General features: G+C 59.9%; 16 protein-coding genes. 6 read left to right on the forward strand and 10 right to left on the reverse strand.

All coding sequences use genetic code 11. From position 1 onward, the window contains the following. The first annotated feature begins 66 nt into the window (after window positions 1–66). The 3 genes from SJY29_RS06075 to SJY29_RS06085 are packed head-to-tail and all read left to right on the forward strand — an operon-like array spanning window position 67 to window position 2,417. Window positions 67–621 carry a DUF6778 family protein gene (locus SJY29_RS06075; RefSeq protein ID WP_400087913.1) on the forward strand — a complete coding sequence of 185 codons (555 nt, stop codon included), beginning with the start codon at window positions 67–69 and terminating at the stop codon, window positions 619–621. Window positions 622–672: 51 nt separating this feature from the next. Then, a complete protein-coding gene (locus SJY29_RS06080; protein WP_400087915.1) occupies window positions 673–1,878 on the forward strand; it encodes an RSP_2647 family RNA methyltransferase in 1,206 nt (401 codons plus the stop codon). Beyond that, window positions 1,875–2,417, forward strand: a complete 543-nt coding sequence (locus SJY29_RS06085; RefSeq protein ID WP_400087917.1) for an RSP_2648 family PIN domain-containing protein — start codon at window positions 1,875–1,877, stop codon at window positions 2,415–2,417. Before SJY29_RS06080 ends, SJY29_RS06085 begins: the two co-directional genes overlap by 4 nt. Window positions 2,418–2,505: 88 nt before the next feature. Here SJY29_RS06085 and SJY29_RS06090 read toward each other — a convergent pair whose 3' ends face one another. From SJY29_RS06090 to SJY29_RS06120, 7 genes are read right to left on the reverse strand one after another with little or no spacing between them, the layout of a single operon-like run. Then, window positions 2,506–3,192 carry a M48 family metallopeptidase gene (locus SJY29_RS06090; RefSeq protein ID WP_400087919.1) on the reverse strand — a complete coding sequence of 229 codons (687 nt, stop codon included), beginning with the start codon at window positions 3,190–3,192 and terminating at the stop codon, window positions 2,506–2,508. 30 nt (window positions 3,193–3,222) lie between these two features. Continuing rightward, window positions 3,223–3,873: a DedA family protein gene (locus tag SJY29_RS06095; protein WP_400087921.1), complete on the reverse strand. Its 651-nt coding sequence runs from the start codon at window positions 3,871–3,873 to the stop codon at window positions 3,223–3,225. Beyond that, the gene (locus SJY29_RS06100) at window positions 3,866–4,225 is read right to left on the reverse strand and encodes a hypothetical protein (RefSeq protein WP_400087923.1); all 360 of its coding nucleotides are present in this window, start codon (window positions 4,223–4,225) and stop codon (window positions 3,866–3,868) included. The genes SJY29_RS06095 and SJY29_RS06100 overlap by 8 nt, the downstream gene beginning before the upstream one ends. 12 nt (window positions 4,226–4,237) lie before the next feature. Next, a complete protein-coding gene (locus SJY29_RS06105; RefSeq protein ID WP_400087925.1) occupies window positions 4,238–5,425 on the reverse strand; it encodes a VWA domain-containing protein in 1,188 nt (395 codons plus the stop codon). Window positions 5,426–5,428: 3 nt separating this feature from the next. Further along, a complete protein-coding gene (locus tag SJY29_RS06110; RefSeq protein ID WP_181417111.1) occupies window positions 5,429–5,596 on the reverse strand; it encodes a hypothetical protein in 168 nt (55 codons plus the stop codon). 15 nt (window positions 5,597–5,611) lie between these two features. Further along, window positions 5,612–6,958, reverse strand: a complete 1,347-nt coding sequence (locus SJY29_RS06115; protein WP_400087927.1) for a DUF2927 domain-containing protein — start codon at window positions 6,956–6,958, stop codon at window positions 5,612–5,614. After that, complete coding sequence (locus SJY29_RS06120; RefSeq protein WP_400087929.1) at window positions 6,955–7,413, reverse strand: GNAT family N-acetyltransferase; 459 nt, start codon at window positions 7,411–7,413, stop codon at window positions 6,955–6,957. Before SJY29_RS06120 ends, SJY29_RS06115 begins: the two co-directional genes overlap by 4 nt. 195 nt (window positions 7,414–7,608) lie before the next feature. Here SJY29_RS06120 and SJY29_RS06125 point away from each other — a divergent pair, with 195 nt between their 5' ends. Next, window positions 7,609–8,184: a hypothetical protein gene (locus SJY29_RS06125; RefSeq protein WP_400087931.1), complete on the forward strand. Its 576-nt coding sequence runs from the start codon at window positions 7,609–7,611 to the stop codon at window positions 8,182–8,184. Between the two features lie 4 nt (window positions 8,185–8,188). Here SJY29_RS06125 and SJY29_RS06130 read toward each other — a convergent pair whose 3' ends face one another. Continuing rightward, window positions 8,189–9,028 (reverse strand): AAA family ATPase, encoded by an 840-nt coding sequence (locus SJY29_RS06130; RefSeq protein ID WP_400087933.1) that lies wholly within the window; start codon window positions 9,026–9,028, stop codon window positions 8,189–8,191. Window positions 9,029–9,204: 176 nt separating this feature from the next. Between SJY29_RS06130 and dksA the strand changes: the two genes are divergently transcribed. After that, complete coding sequence (gene dksA, locus SJY29_RS06135) at window positions 9,205–9,627, forward strand: RNA polymerase-binding protein DksA (protein WP_110279415.1); 423 nt, start codon at window positions 9,205–9,207, stop codon at window positions 9,625–9,627. A 1-nt stretch (window position 9,628) separates the two neighbouring features. Beyond that, window positions 9,629–10,777 (forward strand): FAD-dependent monooxygenase, encoded by a 1,149-nt coding sequence (locus tag SJY29_RS06140; RefSeq protein ID WP_400087935.1) that lies wholly within the window; start codon window positions 9,629–9,631, stop codon window positions 10,775–10,777. 382 nt (window positions 10,778–11,159) lie between these two features. Here the strand turns inward: SJY29_RS06140 and SJY29_RS06145 are convergent, their stop codons facing one another. Both SJY29_RS06145 and xth read right to left on the reverse strand, forming a co-directional pair. After that, a complete protein-coding gene (locus tag SJY29_RS06145; RefSeq protein WP_400087937.1) occupies window positions 11,160–11,480 on the reverse strand; it encodes a hypothetical protein in 321 nt (106 codons plus the stop codon). Between the two features lie 54 nt (window positions 11,481–11,534). After that, the gene (gene xth, locus SJY29_RS06150) at window positions 11,535–12,335 is read right to left on the reverse strand and encodes an exodeoxyribonuclease III (RefSeq protein WP_400087939.1); all 801 of its coding nucleotides are present in this window, start codon (window positions 12,333–12,335) and stop codon (window positions 11,535–11,537) included. Between the last annotated feature and the right edge of the window lie 17 nt (window positions 12,336–12,352).

Consider the following 12,352-nt stretch of genomic DNA (forward strand, 5'->3'; position numbering starts at 1 on the left):
CGACCATGTCTTAATGTTGTCAGAATTCCATGGTGAATGAATAAAAACACGTCATTGGGCAGGCTTATGCATCGTAGAACTTTTCTTGTTTCGTTTTCTCTTCTGGGGCTTATGGGCTGTGGCGCGGCCACGGGTATGAAAAGCGACCCGCGCCCGCAGATGGACCGCTCCTATGCGCTGCAAGGATTTAATTTCAATGTGCTTGAGGGTCTGACCGTCTCGGAAGACGAATCCTTTTATCCGACGGCAGATGTGGTGTGGCGCGGCGATCCGCTAGGTCCGCGCATTCCGCAGATTGCGGCGATGTTCGAAGAGGCCGCTGCGCGCAACCGGCGGGTGGTGAATGGCGCGTTGCCTGTCACCGTGGATGTGACACTGGTGCGGTTTCACGGGGTGACCAACCGGACCCGCTATACCGTGGGCGGCGTTTATAATGTCGTCTTTGATATGACTGTGCGCAATGCGACCACAGGCGACGTGATCGAACCGACGCGGCGCGTTGTCGGCAATCTCGAAGCGCCGGGCGGGACACGTGCAACCGTGCTGGAAAGCGAAGGCCAGACGCAGAAAGTGCGGGTGACGGATTTTCTGACCAGCCTGCTGCGGGCGCAATTGGTCTAATTTGTCATCGCACGGCTTCCCAGCCGCCCCAAAGGCGGATAGGAGGCGGGTATGACAGAACATACATCCTCCGCCATGCCGGTTGTCCGGCTGATCCCCAAAGCCGAAGCCCGTGCAATCCGCCACGGGTTTCCTTGGGTTTACGCCAATGAACTGGTCACAGACCGCCGCACCCGCAATCTGACCCCCGGGACCATTGCGCAACTGGAAGACGCCAATCGCACGCCCATGGGCGTTGTGACGGTGAACCCCGCATCCAAGATCATCTGCCGCATGCTGGATCAGGATCCGGCTGCGGTCATTGATCAGGCGTGGTTTGTGGGCAAGCTCCAGCGCGCTTTGGCCCATCGTGCGCGGCTTTATGAGGCGCCGTTCTACCGTCTGGTCCATGCCGAGGCTGACGGGTTGCCGGGTGTTATCATCGACCGGTTTGGCGATCTGGCAGTGATCCAGCCCAATGCCGCTTGGGCCGATTTGCTGATCACACCGCTGGTTGCGGCGTTGCAAGAGGTGACCGGCGTCACCACAGTGATTATGAACGGGACAGGGCGTGCGCGTACGCTCGAAGGGCTTGAAGAAAAAACCGACGTTCTTGTGGGTACCGCCCCCGATGCGCCTGTGCAGGTGCCGATGAACGGTGCGATTTATATGGCCGACGTGATGGGCGGGCAGAAAACCGGCCTGTTTTTTGATCAACGCCTGAACCATGCCTTTGTGGCCGGACTGTCCAAAGCTGCGCGCGTGCTGGATGTGTTCAGCCATGTCGGCGGGTTCGGATTGGCGGCATTGGCGGGGGGTGCGGCTTCAGTACTGGCGGTTGACGGCTCTGCGCCCGCGCTGGAGCTGGCCGAACAGGGTGCGGCCGCCATGGGTGTGTCGGACCGGTTCGAAACACGCAAAGGCGATGCCTTTGATGTGCTGACCGCGCTGGCCGAAGAAGGTGCGACATTTGATGTGGTGATCTGTGATCCACCGGCCTTCGCCCCGTCCAAATCCGCGCTGGAGGCGGGCCTGCGGGCCTATGAACGGATCGCCCGACTGGCGGCACCACTGGTCGCGGATGGGGGTTATCTGACGCTCTGTTCCTGTTCCCATGCGGCAGATCTGACGAAGTTCCGCAATGCCTCGGCCCGCGGGATCGGGCGCGGGGGGCGGCGCGGGCAGATCATCCAGACCGGATTTGCGGGGCCGGATCATCCGCTGCTGCCGCATCTGGCCGAAAGCGGCTATCTGAAAGCGCTGACCTTCCGCCTATGAGGGTGATGCTCGACGCTTGCGTTCTCTATCCCACCGTGATGCGCGAGGTGCTTCTGGGTTGCGCTGCGGCAGGGCTGTTCGAGGCGCGGTGGTCGGCGCGTATTCTGGAAGAATGGGCGCGGGCGACGGCAAAGCTTGGGCTGGAGCAAGAGGTCTGGGCGCGCGGCGAGATTGCAGCGCTGGCGGCGCAATTCCCGGATGCAACGGTACGCTATGATCCGGCGCAGGAGCGGGCATTCTGGTTGCCTGATCCGGCGGATATCCATGTGCTGACGGCGGCGGTCATCGGTTCCTGTGACGGCATTCTGACGATGAATACCAAGGATTTTCCCAAGGATATTCTGGGGGATGCCGCGCTCTTGCGGTGGGATCCTGACGGTTTTGCGCTTATGTTGCTGGCAGAGGCCCCGGATCAGGTCCGGGGCGTGGCGGCGCGTGTGTTGGACGTGGCCAACAGGCTGTCACCGGAGCCTTGGACGATGCGGGCGCTGATGAAAAAGGCGCGGATGCCACGGTTCGGCAAGGCGCTGGAGGCGTGATGCCCCTTCCGGACCGCCTGCGTGGATTGCGCGGGCAGGTGCCTCCGGCGGGAGTATTTCGGGCAAGATGATAAGCGGTGCCGCGCGTTTAACCGGCGTTCCACTTGGCTTCATTCGCCTCGATTGCTGCGATGCGCAGCGGCGTTTTGGGGTGGCTCATCATCCACGCAGGCGTTGCGGCCCCACGCGCACCCGTCAGCGTTTCCAGTTTCCTGAACAGTGATTTTTGCGGTTCTGTGCCGATCCCTGCCTTGACCAGCAGGGCCGAGGCATAGGCATCAGCCTCGAATTCGTCACTGCGCGACAGGCGGGCGGCCAGCAGGCTCATCAACGCGCTGGCGATCCACGGGCCGATAAAGGGCACAAAGCGCCCCAGAATCATCGCAAGTGCTGTGCGCATCGCGTTCTGGCCCGAGAAATCAATCATCCGGCGGCGTGAATGGCCCAAGGCCACGTGGCCCATTTCATGGGCAATCACACTGGCCATTTCTTCGGAGGTGACCTCGCCTGCGCGGTATTTGTTATAGAACCCGCGGGTGATGAAAATGCGCCCGTCAGGGGCGGCAAGCCCGTTCACGGGTTCGATCTCATAGATATGCACCTTGATCCGGTCGATATCGAGGGCCTTGGCCATGCGGTCCATCAGCACTTTGAGGATCGGATCGGCAAGCTCGGTGGATCGAGCGTCAAGCTCGCGCTTGGTCCGCCACATCGAGAAGCGGTACATCGCAAGCCCGTAGAGCACGGCAAGAAGGATCGGCGTGAACTTGATCATGAGTGTAATATGGGCGTTTGCGGCAGTTTCTCAAGCCTGACGGGGGTTTTCATCTGCGACATTTGGCGCCGTGTCGTCCGCCCTGCGCCGTGCCCGCGCCTTGCTGGATTTGACCAGCCACAGGCCAAGGCCCGTGGCCACGACACCCGCAGCAAGAAAGCCCGAAAGGTTGCCCGAGATGCTGGCGATTGCTGTCATATTATCCGCAAAGACATAGCCCAGCCCGACATAGAGTGCGACCCAGACAAGCTCGCCACTCATGGACCAGAGCGCAAAGCGCGGCCAGTGAAAACGCGCAAGCCCGCTGACGTAGTTGATATGTGGACCCAGCGGGGACACCAGCCAGCGCGAGAAAAACACAGCAGACCCGCCCCATCTGTCCATGAACTGCGCGGATTTGCTGCGCAGTGCCGCCCGTTTGGGTTTCGCCATAAGCCAGCGATCCATGCGCGCACCCAACCGGCGCGCCACCCAATACCCCGTATTGTCGCCCAAAACCGCCCCGCAAAACGCGGCTGCGGTCACGGCTGTCAATGACAGATCACCCGCTGCCGCAAAACCGCCCGAGGCCAGCATCAACAGTGATGACGGGACCGGCAGGGCCAGACAGCTGAGGAATGTCACAATAAAGAGCAGGGGAACGCCATAGTCCGCCGCGAGCCCGAGGATCAGATCATTCATCGGTTTGACCTGCGTGATAGGCCAATGCCGCGGCCGCAACCCGCTGTTGCATCTCTTCCAGCGTGAGCCCCAGTTCCTGCGCGATCGTGTCAAGCGAGGCGCGCCGCAATGCGCTGTCGGGGTTCAGGTTCCACGCCGCTTTGATCACTTCGGGGGGCAGGTTATACGATTTGGCCACATAGCGCGGGGTCATCCATCCGGCCAAGGTCTGGTTCTGTTTTACCGGATCGGACCAGTAGATGTATTGCGTGACGGCACGCACACCGAAAACGCCGGTCAGCGCAAAAACCACCAGAAAGGCAAGAAAGGCTGGGCGATTGTGGGTCCAAAAGTCTTTGAGATGGTGCCACATCGCCTTTGTCTCCTAGCGTCCCAAGGTCCGCATGCCCGCGTCGATCCCTGCGAGTGTCATCGGCACCATACGGTCGGGGCCAAAGATATCGCGGATCATCTGGATCGACTGTGTGTAAGGCCAGTAGCGTTCGTCAAGCGGATTGATCCAGAGATGATTGGGCCATTGATCGCGCGCCCGTTCCAGCCATGTCTGGCCTGCCTCTTCGTTCCAGTGTTCATTTGCGCCACCCTTGAAGGCGATTTCATAGGGCGACATGCTGGCGTCACCCACAAAGATGCATTTGTAATCAGAGCCGTAGGTGCGCAGCACATCCCATGTCGGCGTTTGCGCGTTCCAGCGGCGGCGGTTGTCCTTCCACACGCCCTCATAGAGGCAGTTGTGGAAGTAGAAATATTCGAAATGCTTGAATTCGGATTTGGCGGCGCTGAAGAGTTCCTCGACCACTTTGATATGCGGGTCCATCGACCCCCCGATATCGAGAAAGAGCAGCACTTTGACCGCATTGCGCCTTTCGGGCCGCGTCTGCACATCCAGATAACCGTGTTCGGCAGTGGCGCGGATGGTGCCGTTGAGGTCCAGTTCCTCATGTGCCCCGTCACGCGCCCAGCGGCGCAAACGTTTCAGAGCGACCTTGATATTGCGTGTGCCCAGTTCGACGGTATCGTCAAGGTTCCTGAATTCGCGCTTGTCCCAGACTTTCACCGCGCGCTGGTGGCGGCTTTCTTTCTGGCCGATCCGCACGCCTTCGGGGTTATAGCCGTAGGCCCCGAAAGGCGAGGTACCCGCAGTGCCGACCCATTTGGACCCGCCCTGATGACGGCCTTTTTGTTCTTCGAGCCGTTTCTTGAGCGTTTCCATGAGCTTGTCGAAACCGCCCATAGCCTCGATTTCGGCTTTCTCTGCGTCGCTCAGGTGCTTTTCAGCCAGCTTTTCCAGCCAGTCGGCAGGAATATCCACGGCATTCAGCACGGCCTCATCAGGGATTGCGTCAAGGCCCTCGAAACTCGCGGCAAAGGCGCGGTCGAATTTATCGAGGTGGCGCTCGTCCTTGACCATGGTGGCGCGGGCCAGAAAGTAGAAAGCCTCGACATCATAGGTGGCAAGGCCAGCCTTCATCCCTTCCAGAAATGACAAGAATTCGCGCAAAGACACAGGAACCCCGTGCCGGCGTAAGTTGTCAAAGAAGGGCAGAAACATGGATCACAGGCTGCGTTGCAGGAAGATCAGCACAAACAGACCGACAAGGCCGAAGATGATCGCAAACACCGCGCCCCATTGCAGCATATCCTTGCGCTGTCCGCCCTTTGATTTCGCGCGCAACGCGCCGAGAACTGCACCGAAAACCATACCTGAGAGCGGGAATATCATCGAAAAGGGCCTTTGTTAGGTTGGGGGCGGAGGCGGGGCCAGAGACGCAATTTCATTGAGCCTCAAGATGACCTCATCCCTGTCGCCCAAGCCATAAAGCGCCCACCCCAGACTGTCCAGACGCAGGGCCATGCCTGCCTCCGTCTCGCCTTTGAGATCAAGCGCCTCGGCTTTGAACATCATCAGCAGCGCCATCAGAGCCGCGTTTTCATGGCGGCGGGCGACCTCAATGGCAGGTGTCGTCAGTGTGATGGTGGCGTCTGCATCGCGCGAGATCAGCGTAAAGGCGGCCAGTTGCAGCGCGATGTGGGCTGCGTGGATATTGGTGGCGGGCGTTTGCGCATAGGCGCGGCCGGCGGCGTTGAAGGCGCCCAAAGAGAGGGTCGCGTCATTGCCGATCTGCAAGCGACCGTAGGCGTAGTTGGCAAAGCCTTCGCGCGGGCCGGTCCATCCCAGTGATTTCCCGATCGCGACGGCGCGCGCCGCGGCCTGCCTGCGCCGCGGTTCAGAGGCGTTATTGCCGAGTGCGGTTGTGATTTCGTTGATCCAGGCGCGTGATGTTTCGGAAGGGATCTGCCCGCCGGGACGTTGCCCGCTCGGGTTGATCCGCGCAAGGATAGCGGGCAGGCGCTCGGCCACCTGCCGTTCGGACATACCGCTGCGCAATTCGGGGGCATAATAGGCCCTCAGGATCAGCATATCGAAACCGGTCAGCACGGCGTGCATGTTGTCATCATTGAAGACAGAATCAGGCAACCGGTAGAGATCGTTCAGCGGGCCAAGCGCCTGCGCGAGTTCCTCATGCAGGCAATCGCGCACTTCCTGGGCTGTCACATCCGATGGCAGGAAGATGGCCGCCTTGTCGCGCCGCTCCAGCGTCGCCCAGTCGAGCAGGGGCGTATCGCGGGCCGCACGCAGCTCGGTCCAGCTTTGGACGCGTGGAACCACGAAGCACGCGGCATTGGGGGCAACGCGCTGGAGGGTACGGTTGGGCAGGCTCTCGATCACGATATTGGCGTCGGTGGCATTGGTCAGCCGGATGTCAATACGGGCCTCGTTGCGCAGACGGCGCAACAGCGCCTCAAGATCCTGCCGGTTTTCGGGGCGCAGCTGTCCGACGACCCGCACAGTGATAGGCCCTTCAAAGCGGGTCAGGACAGGCAAAGGCCGTCCGCTTTCCATCCGGAACGCCAGATCCGCAAAATCCAGCGCAATCTCCGCGTTCGGACGTGTGGACGGCCCGGGGCTTTCACCTGCAAAACGCGCCATTTCGGGGAATGTCAGGCGCACGGGATCCGGCCCCGCAGGCATCTGGGCGCAGCCCGCAACAAAGGCGAGGGCAAGGGCGGCAAGATACTTCATGCGGGTCTGGCGTATTTGATAAAGTCGGTTTTCTGGCCCACGCGATCATAAAGCTGGCGGCCCACCGCGTTATCTTCTTGCGTCAGCCAGTAAACCGCCGGTGCGCCCGCCTTATCGGCTGCCTGATAGACCGCTTCGATCAACTTGCGCCCGATCCCCGTGCCGCGCACCGCCGGGTCGGCATAGAGGTCTTGCAGATAGCAGACATTCTCGATCCGCCAGCAATGGCGATGAAAAAGATAATGCACCAGCCCCACGATGGTGCCGTCCTGTTCGGCGACCATGCCATGAAAATCTTGCGCGTCATCCCCCAGAAGGCGCGCAAAAGTACTGGCATAGACCGCCTCGGGGACGCTGGATTTGTAGAAATCGAGATAACCCGACCACAGGACACGCCAACGGGCTTCATCTTTGGCCGCAAGTGGACGGATTGTGACGATGGGGGATGTTGCCATGGGGTGTTCTCGTTTTTGTCTTTGACTGACAATAGAGGTGTTTATGCGCAGGGCCAGTCAATTCCCTGTGGGGGGCGGGGCTGCGCACGTTTTGTCTCGGGAATGGCCGCTTTGCGCCTTCCGGATTGATGAAACGCAATTTGCGATACGGCATTGGCGTTAGGGAAGGGAGGGATTGATACAAGAGGAAAGAAGATGACCACTCAAAAGGCCAAGGAAAAGACCATCGTAATCGAAATACCCGAAGCGGTCGGCGTCTTTGACAGCTTTGCAGACCTGCAGGCCGCAATCTATGACCTGCGCATGTCGGGCTTTTCGCGCCGTGATATCAGCCTTCTGGGGGATGAGGCCGCCTTGCAGGACAAGCTGGGATCGGCCTTTTGGCGCGCGAAGGACCTTGAAGACGACCCTCATGCGCCCCGTGCGGCCTTTGTGTCAGAGGAAGCCATCGGAGAGTTGGAGGGCGCTATCGCAGGCGGGTTCTTCTTTCTGGGATCGGCCATCGCCATGACCGCGATGCTGACACCGCTCAGCACGCTTGCGGCCTCAATCGCGGCGGTGGCGATCGGTGGCACCCCCGGCGCGATTCTGGGTACGTTGCTAGCGCGGCGCGTCGGGCAGCATCACAAGGATTACTACGCCCACCAAATCGAGAACGGCGGCATCCTGTTGTGGGTACGCACCGAAAACAAGGACAAAGAGGCGCTCGCGACAAAGATCCTCAAAGGTCATTCAGGCAAGGATGTCCACGTCCACGGCTGGACGAAATAGCGCGCTAGCGCTGTCCGCGTGCCATAAAGGCCAGCCGTTCAAACAAATGCACGTCCTGCTCGTTCTTGAGCAGGGCGCCATGGAGTTTCGGCAGCGCATTCGCCCCGTCACGTTTAAGGTCCTCGGCACTCAGATCCTCGGCCAGCAGCAACTTGAGCCAATCCAGCACTTCGGAGGTGGACGGCTTTTTCTTCAGGCCTGCCGTTTCGCGCAACTCGTAGAATTGGGTGAGTGCGGTCGTCAGTAACTGTTCCTTGATGCCCGGATGATGGACCGCGACAATTCTGCGCATCGTGTCGATGTCTGGAAAGCGGATGTAGTGGAAAAAGCAGCGGCGCAGAAAGGCGTCGGGCAGTTCTTTTTCGTTGTTGGAAGTAATGATCACGACAGGGCGGTGGATGGCCTTCACGGTCTCGCCGGTCTCGCAGACGTGGAACTCCATCCGGTCCAGTTCCTGCAAAAGGTCGTTGGGGAATTCGATATCGGCCTTGTCGATCTCGTCGATCAGCAACACGACCTTGCCGTCCGCGCCGAAGGCCTGCCAGAGCTTGCCCTTTTTGATGTAGTTGGCCACGTCATGCACCCGCGCATCACCCAGCTGGCTGTCGCGCAAACGGCTGACGGCATCATATTCATAAAGCCCCTGTTGCGCCTTGGTGGTTGATTTGACGTGCCATTCGATCATGGGCAGGCCAAGGGCCGCGCTGACCTGCCGCGCAAGCTCGGTCTTGCCGGTGCCGGGCTCGCCCTTGACCAATAGCGGGCGTTCCAGCGTGACGGCTGCATTCACCGCCATCGTCAGATCATCTGTGGCGATATAGGTTTCGGTTCCGGTGAATTGCATCTGCTTGCCCTTTGATTTGCAAAAACAACCTAGCAGGTCGTTCGGGATCATCAACACCCTGCGAGGCCTGTCAAAATGGGGGGTGACAGCGCGTCGGGAACCAAGTAAACCCCGACAAAATTGGGGTTGGGGTGAGCGCAACGTGTCAGCGCGCATCAAAGCAAGAGGGTATGAATATGAAGGCAGAAGTGTTTCTTGGAGACGACTATCGCCCCGCAGATGACGAACCATTCATGAACGAGCGGCAGACCGAATATTTCCGTCGCAAACTGATCGCATGGAAGGCCGAGCTCCTCGAAGACAGCCGCGACACTGTCGCCGGCATGAAAGACCAGACACGCAATATTCCTGATGTGGCTGATCGCGCTTCTGAAGAAACCGACCGTTCACTTGAGTTGCGCACACGTGACCGCCAGCGCAAGCTGGTCACCAAGATCGACGCGGCATTGCGCCGGATCGAACAGGGCGAATACGGCTACTGCGAAATCACCGGCGAGCCTATTTCGCTCAAGCGTCTGGATGCACGCCCTATCGCCACCATGAGCCTTGAGGCGCAAGAGCGTCACGAACGCCGCGAAAAGGTGCATCGGGACGACTAGGATGACCCACAACCAAAGCCGCGACATCGCTGTAATCGGCGGCGGCATTGGTGGGTTGACGGCCGCATTGGCCTTTGCGCGCAGTGGCGCGAACGTCACGGTCTATGAACAGGCACCCGCGCTGACCGAGGTTGGCGCCGGTTTGCAGATTACCCCCAACGGTGCGCGTGCCTTGAACGCGCTTGGTATCGACCGCGCGCTTGCCGCCTCCGGTGTGCAGGCACAGGCCGTGGTGCCGATGGATGCGATGACAGGGCGCGAGATTGCGCGCTTTGATCTTTCCGCGCAGACACCTCCTTATGTTTTTTATCACCGCGCGGCCTTGATCGACATTCTCGCGCGTGGGTGTGATGCCGCGGGTGTCACGGTCAGGCTGGGTGCTAAGATCACGCAGATCAGTGCCGATGGCAGTTTCAGTTTAGATGGCAAGACACACCGTCCTGCGCTGACTGTCGGTGCCGACGGGTTGCATTCCGTCGTGCGCGGCCTGATCAACCGGCCTGCACAGCCGTTCTTTACGGGGCAGGTGGCTTGGCGTGCCATGATCAAGACCGATAAGTCGGACCCTGTGGCGCGTATCTGGATGGCCCCGGGACGGCATATGGTCACCTATCCATTGCCTGGCGGTCGGCTGAACATTGTTGCGGTGCAGGAACGCAGCCAATGGGCCAAGGAGGGCTGGCATCACAGCGATGATCCCGGCAACCTGCGGATGGCCTTTGCCGATTGCGGCTGGGAGGCCAAGAGCATCTTGTCGGCGGTCGAAGAGGTGCGGCTTTGGGGGCTGTTCCGGCATCCAGTGGCGGCAAAATGGCATCTGGGCACAGTGGCGATTTTGGGGGACGCGGCACATCCGACGCTGCCGTTTCTTGCGCAGGGGGCGAACCTCGCGATCGAGGATGCCTATACCTTGGCGCGCTGCTGCAATGAAGAGGCCACGATTGAGGCAGGCTTGCGCCGCTATCAGGACAAACGCCGCGCGCGTGTCGTGCGGGCGATTGAGGCGGCAAACAGGAATGCGCGCAATTATCATCTCGGCGGTGTGCAGCGCATGGTGGCCCATGCTGGGCTGCGGACCTTGGGGAAAGTCGCGCCAGCGGCGTTTCTCAACCGGCTTGGTTGGCTTTATGATTACGATGTGACCGCCTAACCGTGCACAGGATTCCTTCGGGCAGGATAAAGCAGGAACGCTTTTTCAGGTTATGTCGCGATTGCGGCAACAATGCCCCTGAATACCTTGATTGTTTCCGGTTTTTGCCCCGCTTTCGGCAAATTGCATGTGTAGACATCCATCATGTTGCCTATCGACTTTCATAAGTATGCCCAAACCTCCACGGTGCAGCCTGCTTCGGGTTCCGTGTCCGGCGCAGATATGTTTCTGGCAATCTCGATCCGGCGCACGACATTGTCCTTTGCGTGCAAACACCGCACGACAGAAAACAGTGACCTGAGGGCGGTGTCGCGGGATTTACTGGTATCAGACGCTTAGTGGCCGTTCGGCGTCTCAAACGCCTGAAGCCCAACCGCACTGATCACCAATTTCTGCTGGCCTGATCCGTGACTCGCTCCAGTACTTCATGGCTGCGCCAATCGACGCGGTAGATCTCGTCCTCGATCCGGAAATAGACCCAGCCGTCGCTGACGGTTGGCAGGCCATAGTAGCGGGCATTCATGATCATGGAATACTGTCCGCGTTCGAGTATCTCACCAATCTCGACAGGGCCGGGTTGTGGCGTCAAGGGCTGGGGGATGGCGACGCAAGCGGTGCCTGCGACGGCGATGCGGCACTGTGCCTGACCGATTGTCGGCAATGTGACAGCGACGACTGCGATACTGATTAACTTGCGAAGCATGTGTCTGTGCTCCTGAAATGCGACCTGAAAAGGCGATACTAGCCGATCGACGGCCTAGGCGGCAAGGTCTACCCAGACCGGCACGTGGTCCGAGGGCTTTTCGCGACCGCGCACTTCGCTTTCGATCCAGCAGTTGTTCAAAAGGTCCGCGCATTGCGGTGTCAGCAGGAAATGGTCGATGCGGATGCCGTCGTTCTTGTCCCATGCACCCGCCTGATAATCCCAGAAGGAATAATGGCCCGCACCCGCCTCGCGGGCGCGGAAAGCCTCGGTGTAGCCAAGGTTCAGGATCCGGCGGAACGCCTCACGGCTTTCAAGACGAAAGAGCGCGTCGTCGCGCCACGCATCAGGGCGCGCGGCATCCTCGGCTTGCGGAATAATGTTGTAATCCCCGCAGATTAGCGTGACTTCTTCATGTTCCAACAGCTCTTTGGCACGGGCCTGAAGCCGTTCCATCCAGCGCAGTTTATAGTCATATTTCGGCCCCGGTGCGGGGTTGCCGTTGGGCAGGTAAAGCCCGCAAATCCGCACCGCTTTGTCGCCCACAACGGTGGCCTCGATATAGCGGGCCTCTTCGTCGTCCACACCGTCGCGTCCCGCGCCTGCAGCACCGGGCAGGCCGCGCGTGACGTCCTCAAGCGGGAATTTCGACAGGAGTGCGACCCCGTTAAAGCCCTTTTGGCCGTGGGTTTCGACGTTATAGCCCTTGTCCTCGAATATCTCGCGCGGGAAGCCTTCGTCGACTGATTTGATCTCTTGCAGCACAGCCACATCGGGCTGAGAGTCGTCAATCCATGCGGTCAGCGCGTCAATACGGGCTTTGACACCGTTGATGTTGAATGTCGCGATTTTCATGGAGGCACCCCGTCACT

The organism is Yoonia sp. R78084 (genome assembly GCF_044595625.1).
GTDB lineage: Bacteria > Pseudomonadota > Alphaproteobacteria > Rhodobacterales > Rhodobacteraceae > Yoonia.

Excerpts from the sequence above, each read along its gene's own strand:
- SJY29_RS06075 (WP_400087913.1), top strand. The coding sequence starts at position 67 with ATGCATCGTAGAACTTTTCTTGTTTCGTTTTCTCTTCTGGGGCTTATG.
- SJY29_RS06080 (WP_400087915.1), top strand. The coding sequence starts at position 673 with ATGACAGAACATACATCCTCCGCCATGCCGGTTGTCCGGCTGATCCCC.
- SJY29_RS06085 (WP_400087917.1), top strand. The coding sequence starts at position 1,875 with ATGAGGGTGATGCTCGACGCTTGCGTTCTCTATCCCACCGTGATGCGC.
- SJY29_RS06090 (WP_400087919.1), bottom strand. The coding sequence starts at position 3,192 with ATGATCAAGTTCACGCCGATCCTTCTTGCCGTGCTCTACGGGCTTGCG.
- SJY29_RS06095 (WP_400087921.1), bottom strand. The coding sequence starts at position 3,873 with ATGAATGATCTGATCCTCGGGCTCGCGGCGGACTATGGCGTTCCCCTG.
- SJY29_RS06100 (WP_400087923.1), bottom strand. The coding sequence starts at position 4,225 with ATGTGGCACCATCTCAAAGACTTTTGGACCCACAATCGCCCAGCCTTT.
- SJY29_RS06105 (WP_400087925.1), bottom strand. The coding sequence starts at position 5,425 with ATGTTTCTGCCCTTCTTTGACAACTTACGCCGGCACGGGGTTCCTGTG.
- SJY29_RS06110 (WP_181417111.1), bottom strand. The coding sequence starts at position 5,596 with ATGATATTCCCGCTCTCAGGTATGGTTTTCGGTGCAGTTCTCGGCGCG.
- SJY29_RS06115 (WP_400087927.1), bottom strand. The coding sequence starts at position 6,958 with ATGAAGTATCTTGCCGCCCTTGCCCTCGCCTTTGTTGCGGGCTGCGCC.
- SJY29_RS06120 (WP_400087929.1), bottom strand. The coding sequence starts at position 7,413 with ATGGCAACATCCCCCATCGTCACAATCCGTCCACTTGCGGCCAAAGAT.
- SJY29_RS06125 (WP_400087931.1), top strand. The coding sequence starts at position 7,609 with ATGACCACTCAAAAGGCCAAGGAAAAGACCATCGTAATCGAAATACCC.
- SJY29_RS06130 (WP_400087933.1), bottom strand. The coding sequence starts at position 9,028 with ATGCAATTCACCGGAACCGAAACCTATATCGCCACAGATGATCTGACG.
- dksA (WP_110279415.1), top strand. The coding sequence starts at position 9,205 with ATGAAGGCAGAAGTGTTTCTTGGAGACGACTATCGCCCCGCAGATGAC.
- SJY29_RS06140 (WP_400087935.1), top strand. The coding sequence starts at position 9,629 with ATGACCCACAACCAAAGCCGCGACATCGCTGTAATCGGCGGCGGCATT.
- SJY29_RS06145 (WP_400087937.1), bottom strand. The coding sequence starts at position 11,480 with ATGCTTCGCAAGTTAATCAGTATCGCAGTCGTCGCTGTCACATTGCCG.
- xth (WP_400087939.1), bottom strand. The coding sequence starts at position 12,335 with ATGAAAATCGCGACATTCAACATCAACGGTGTCAAAGCCCGTATTGAC.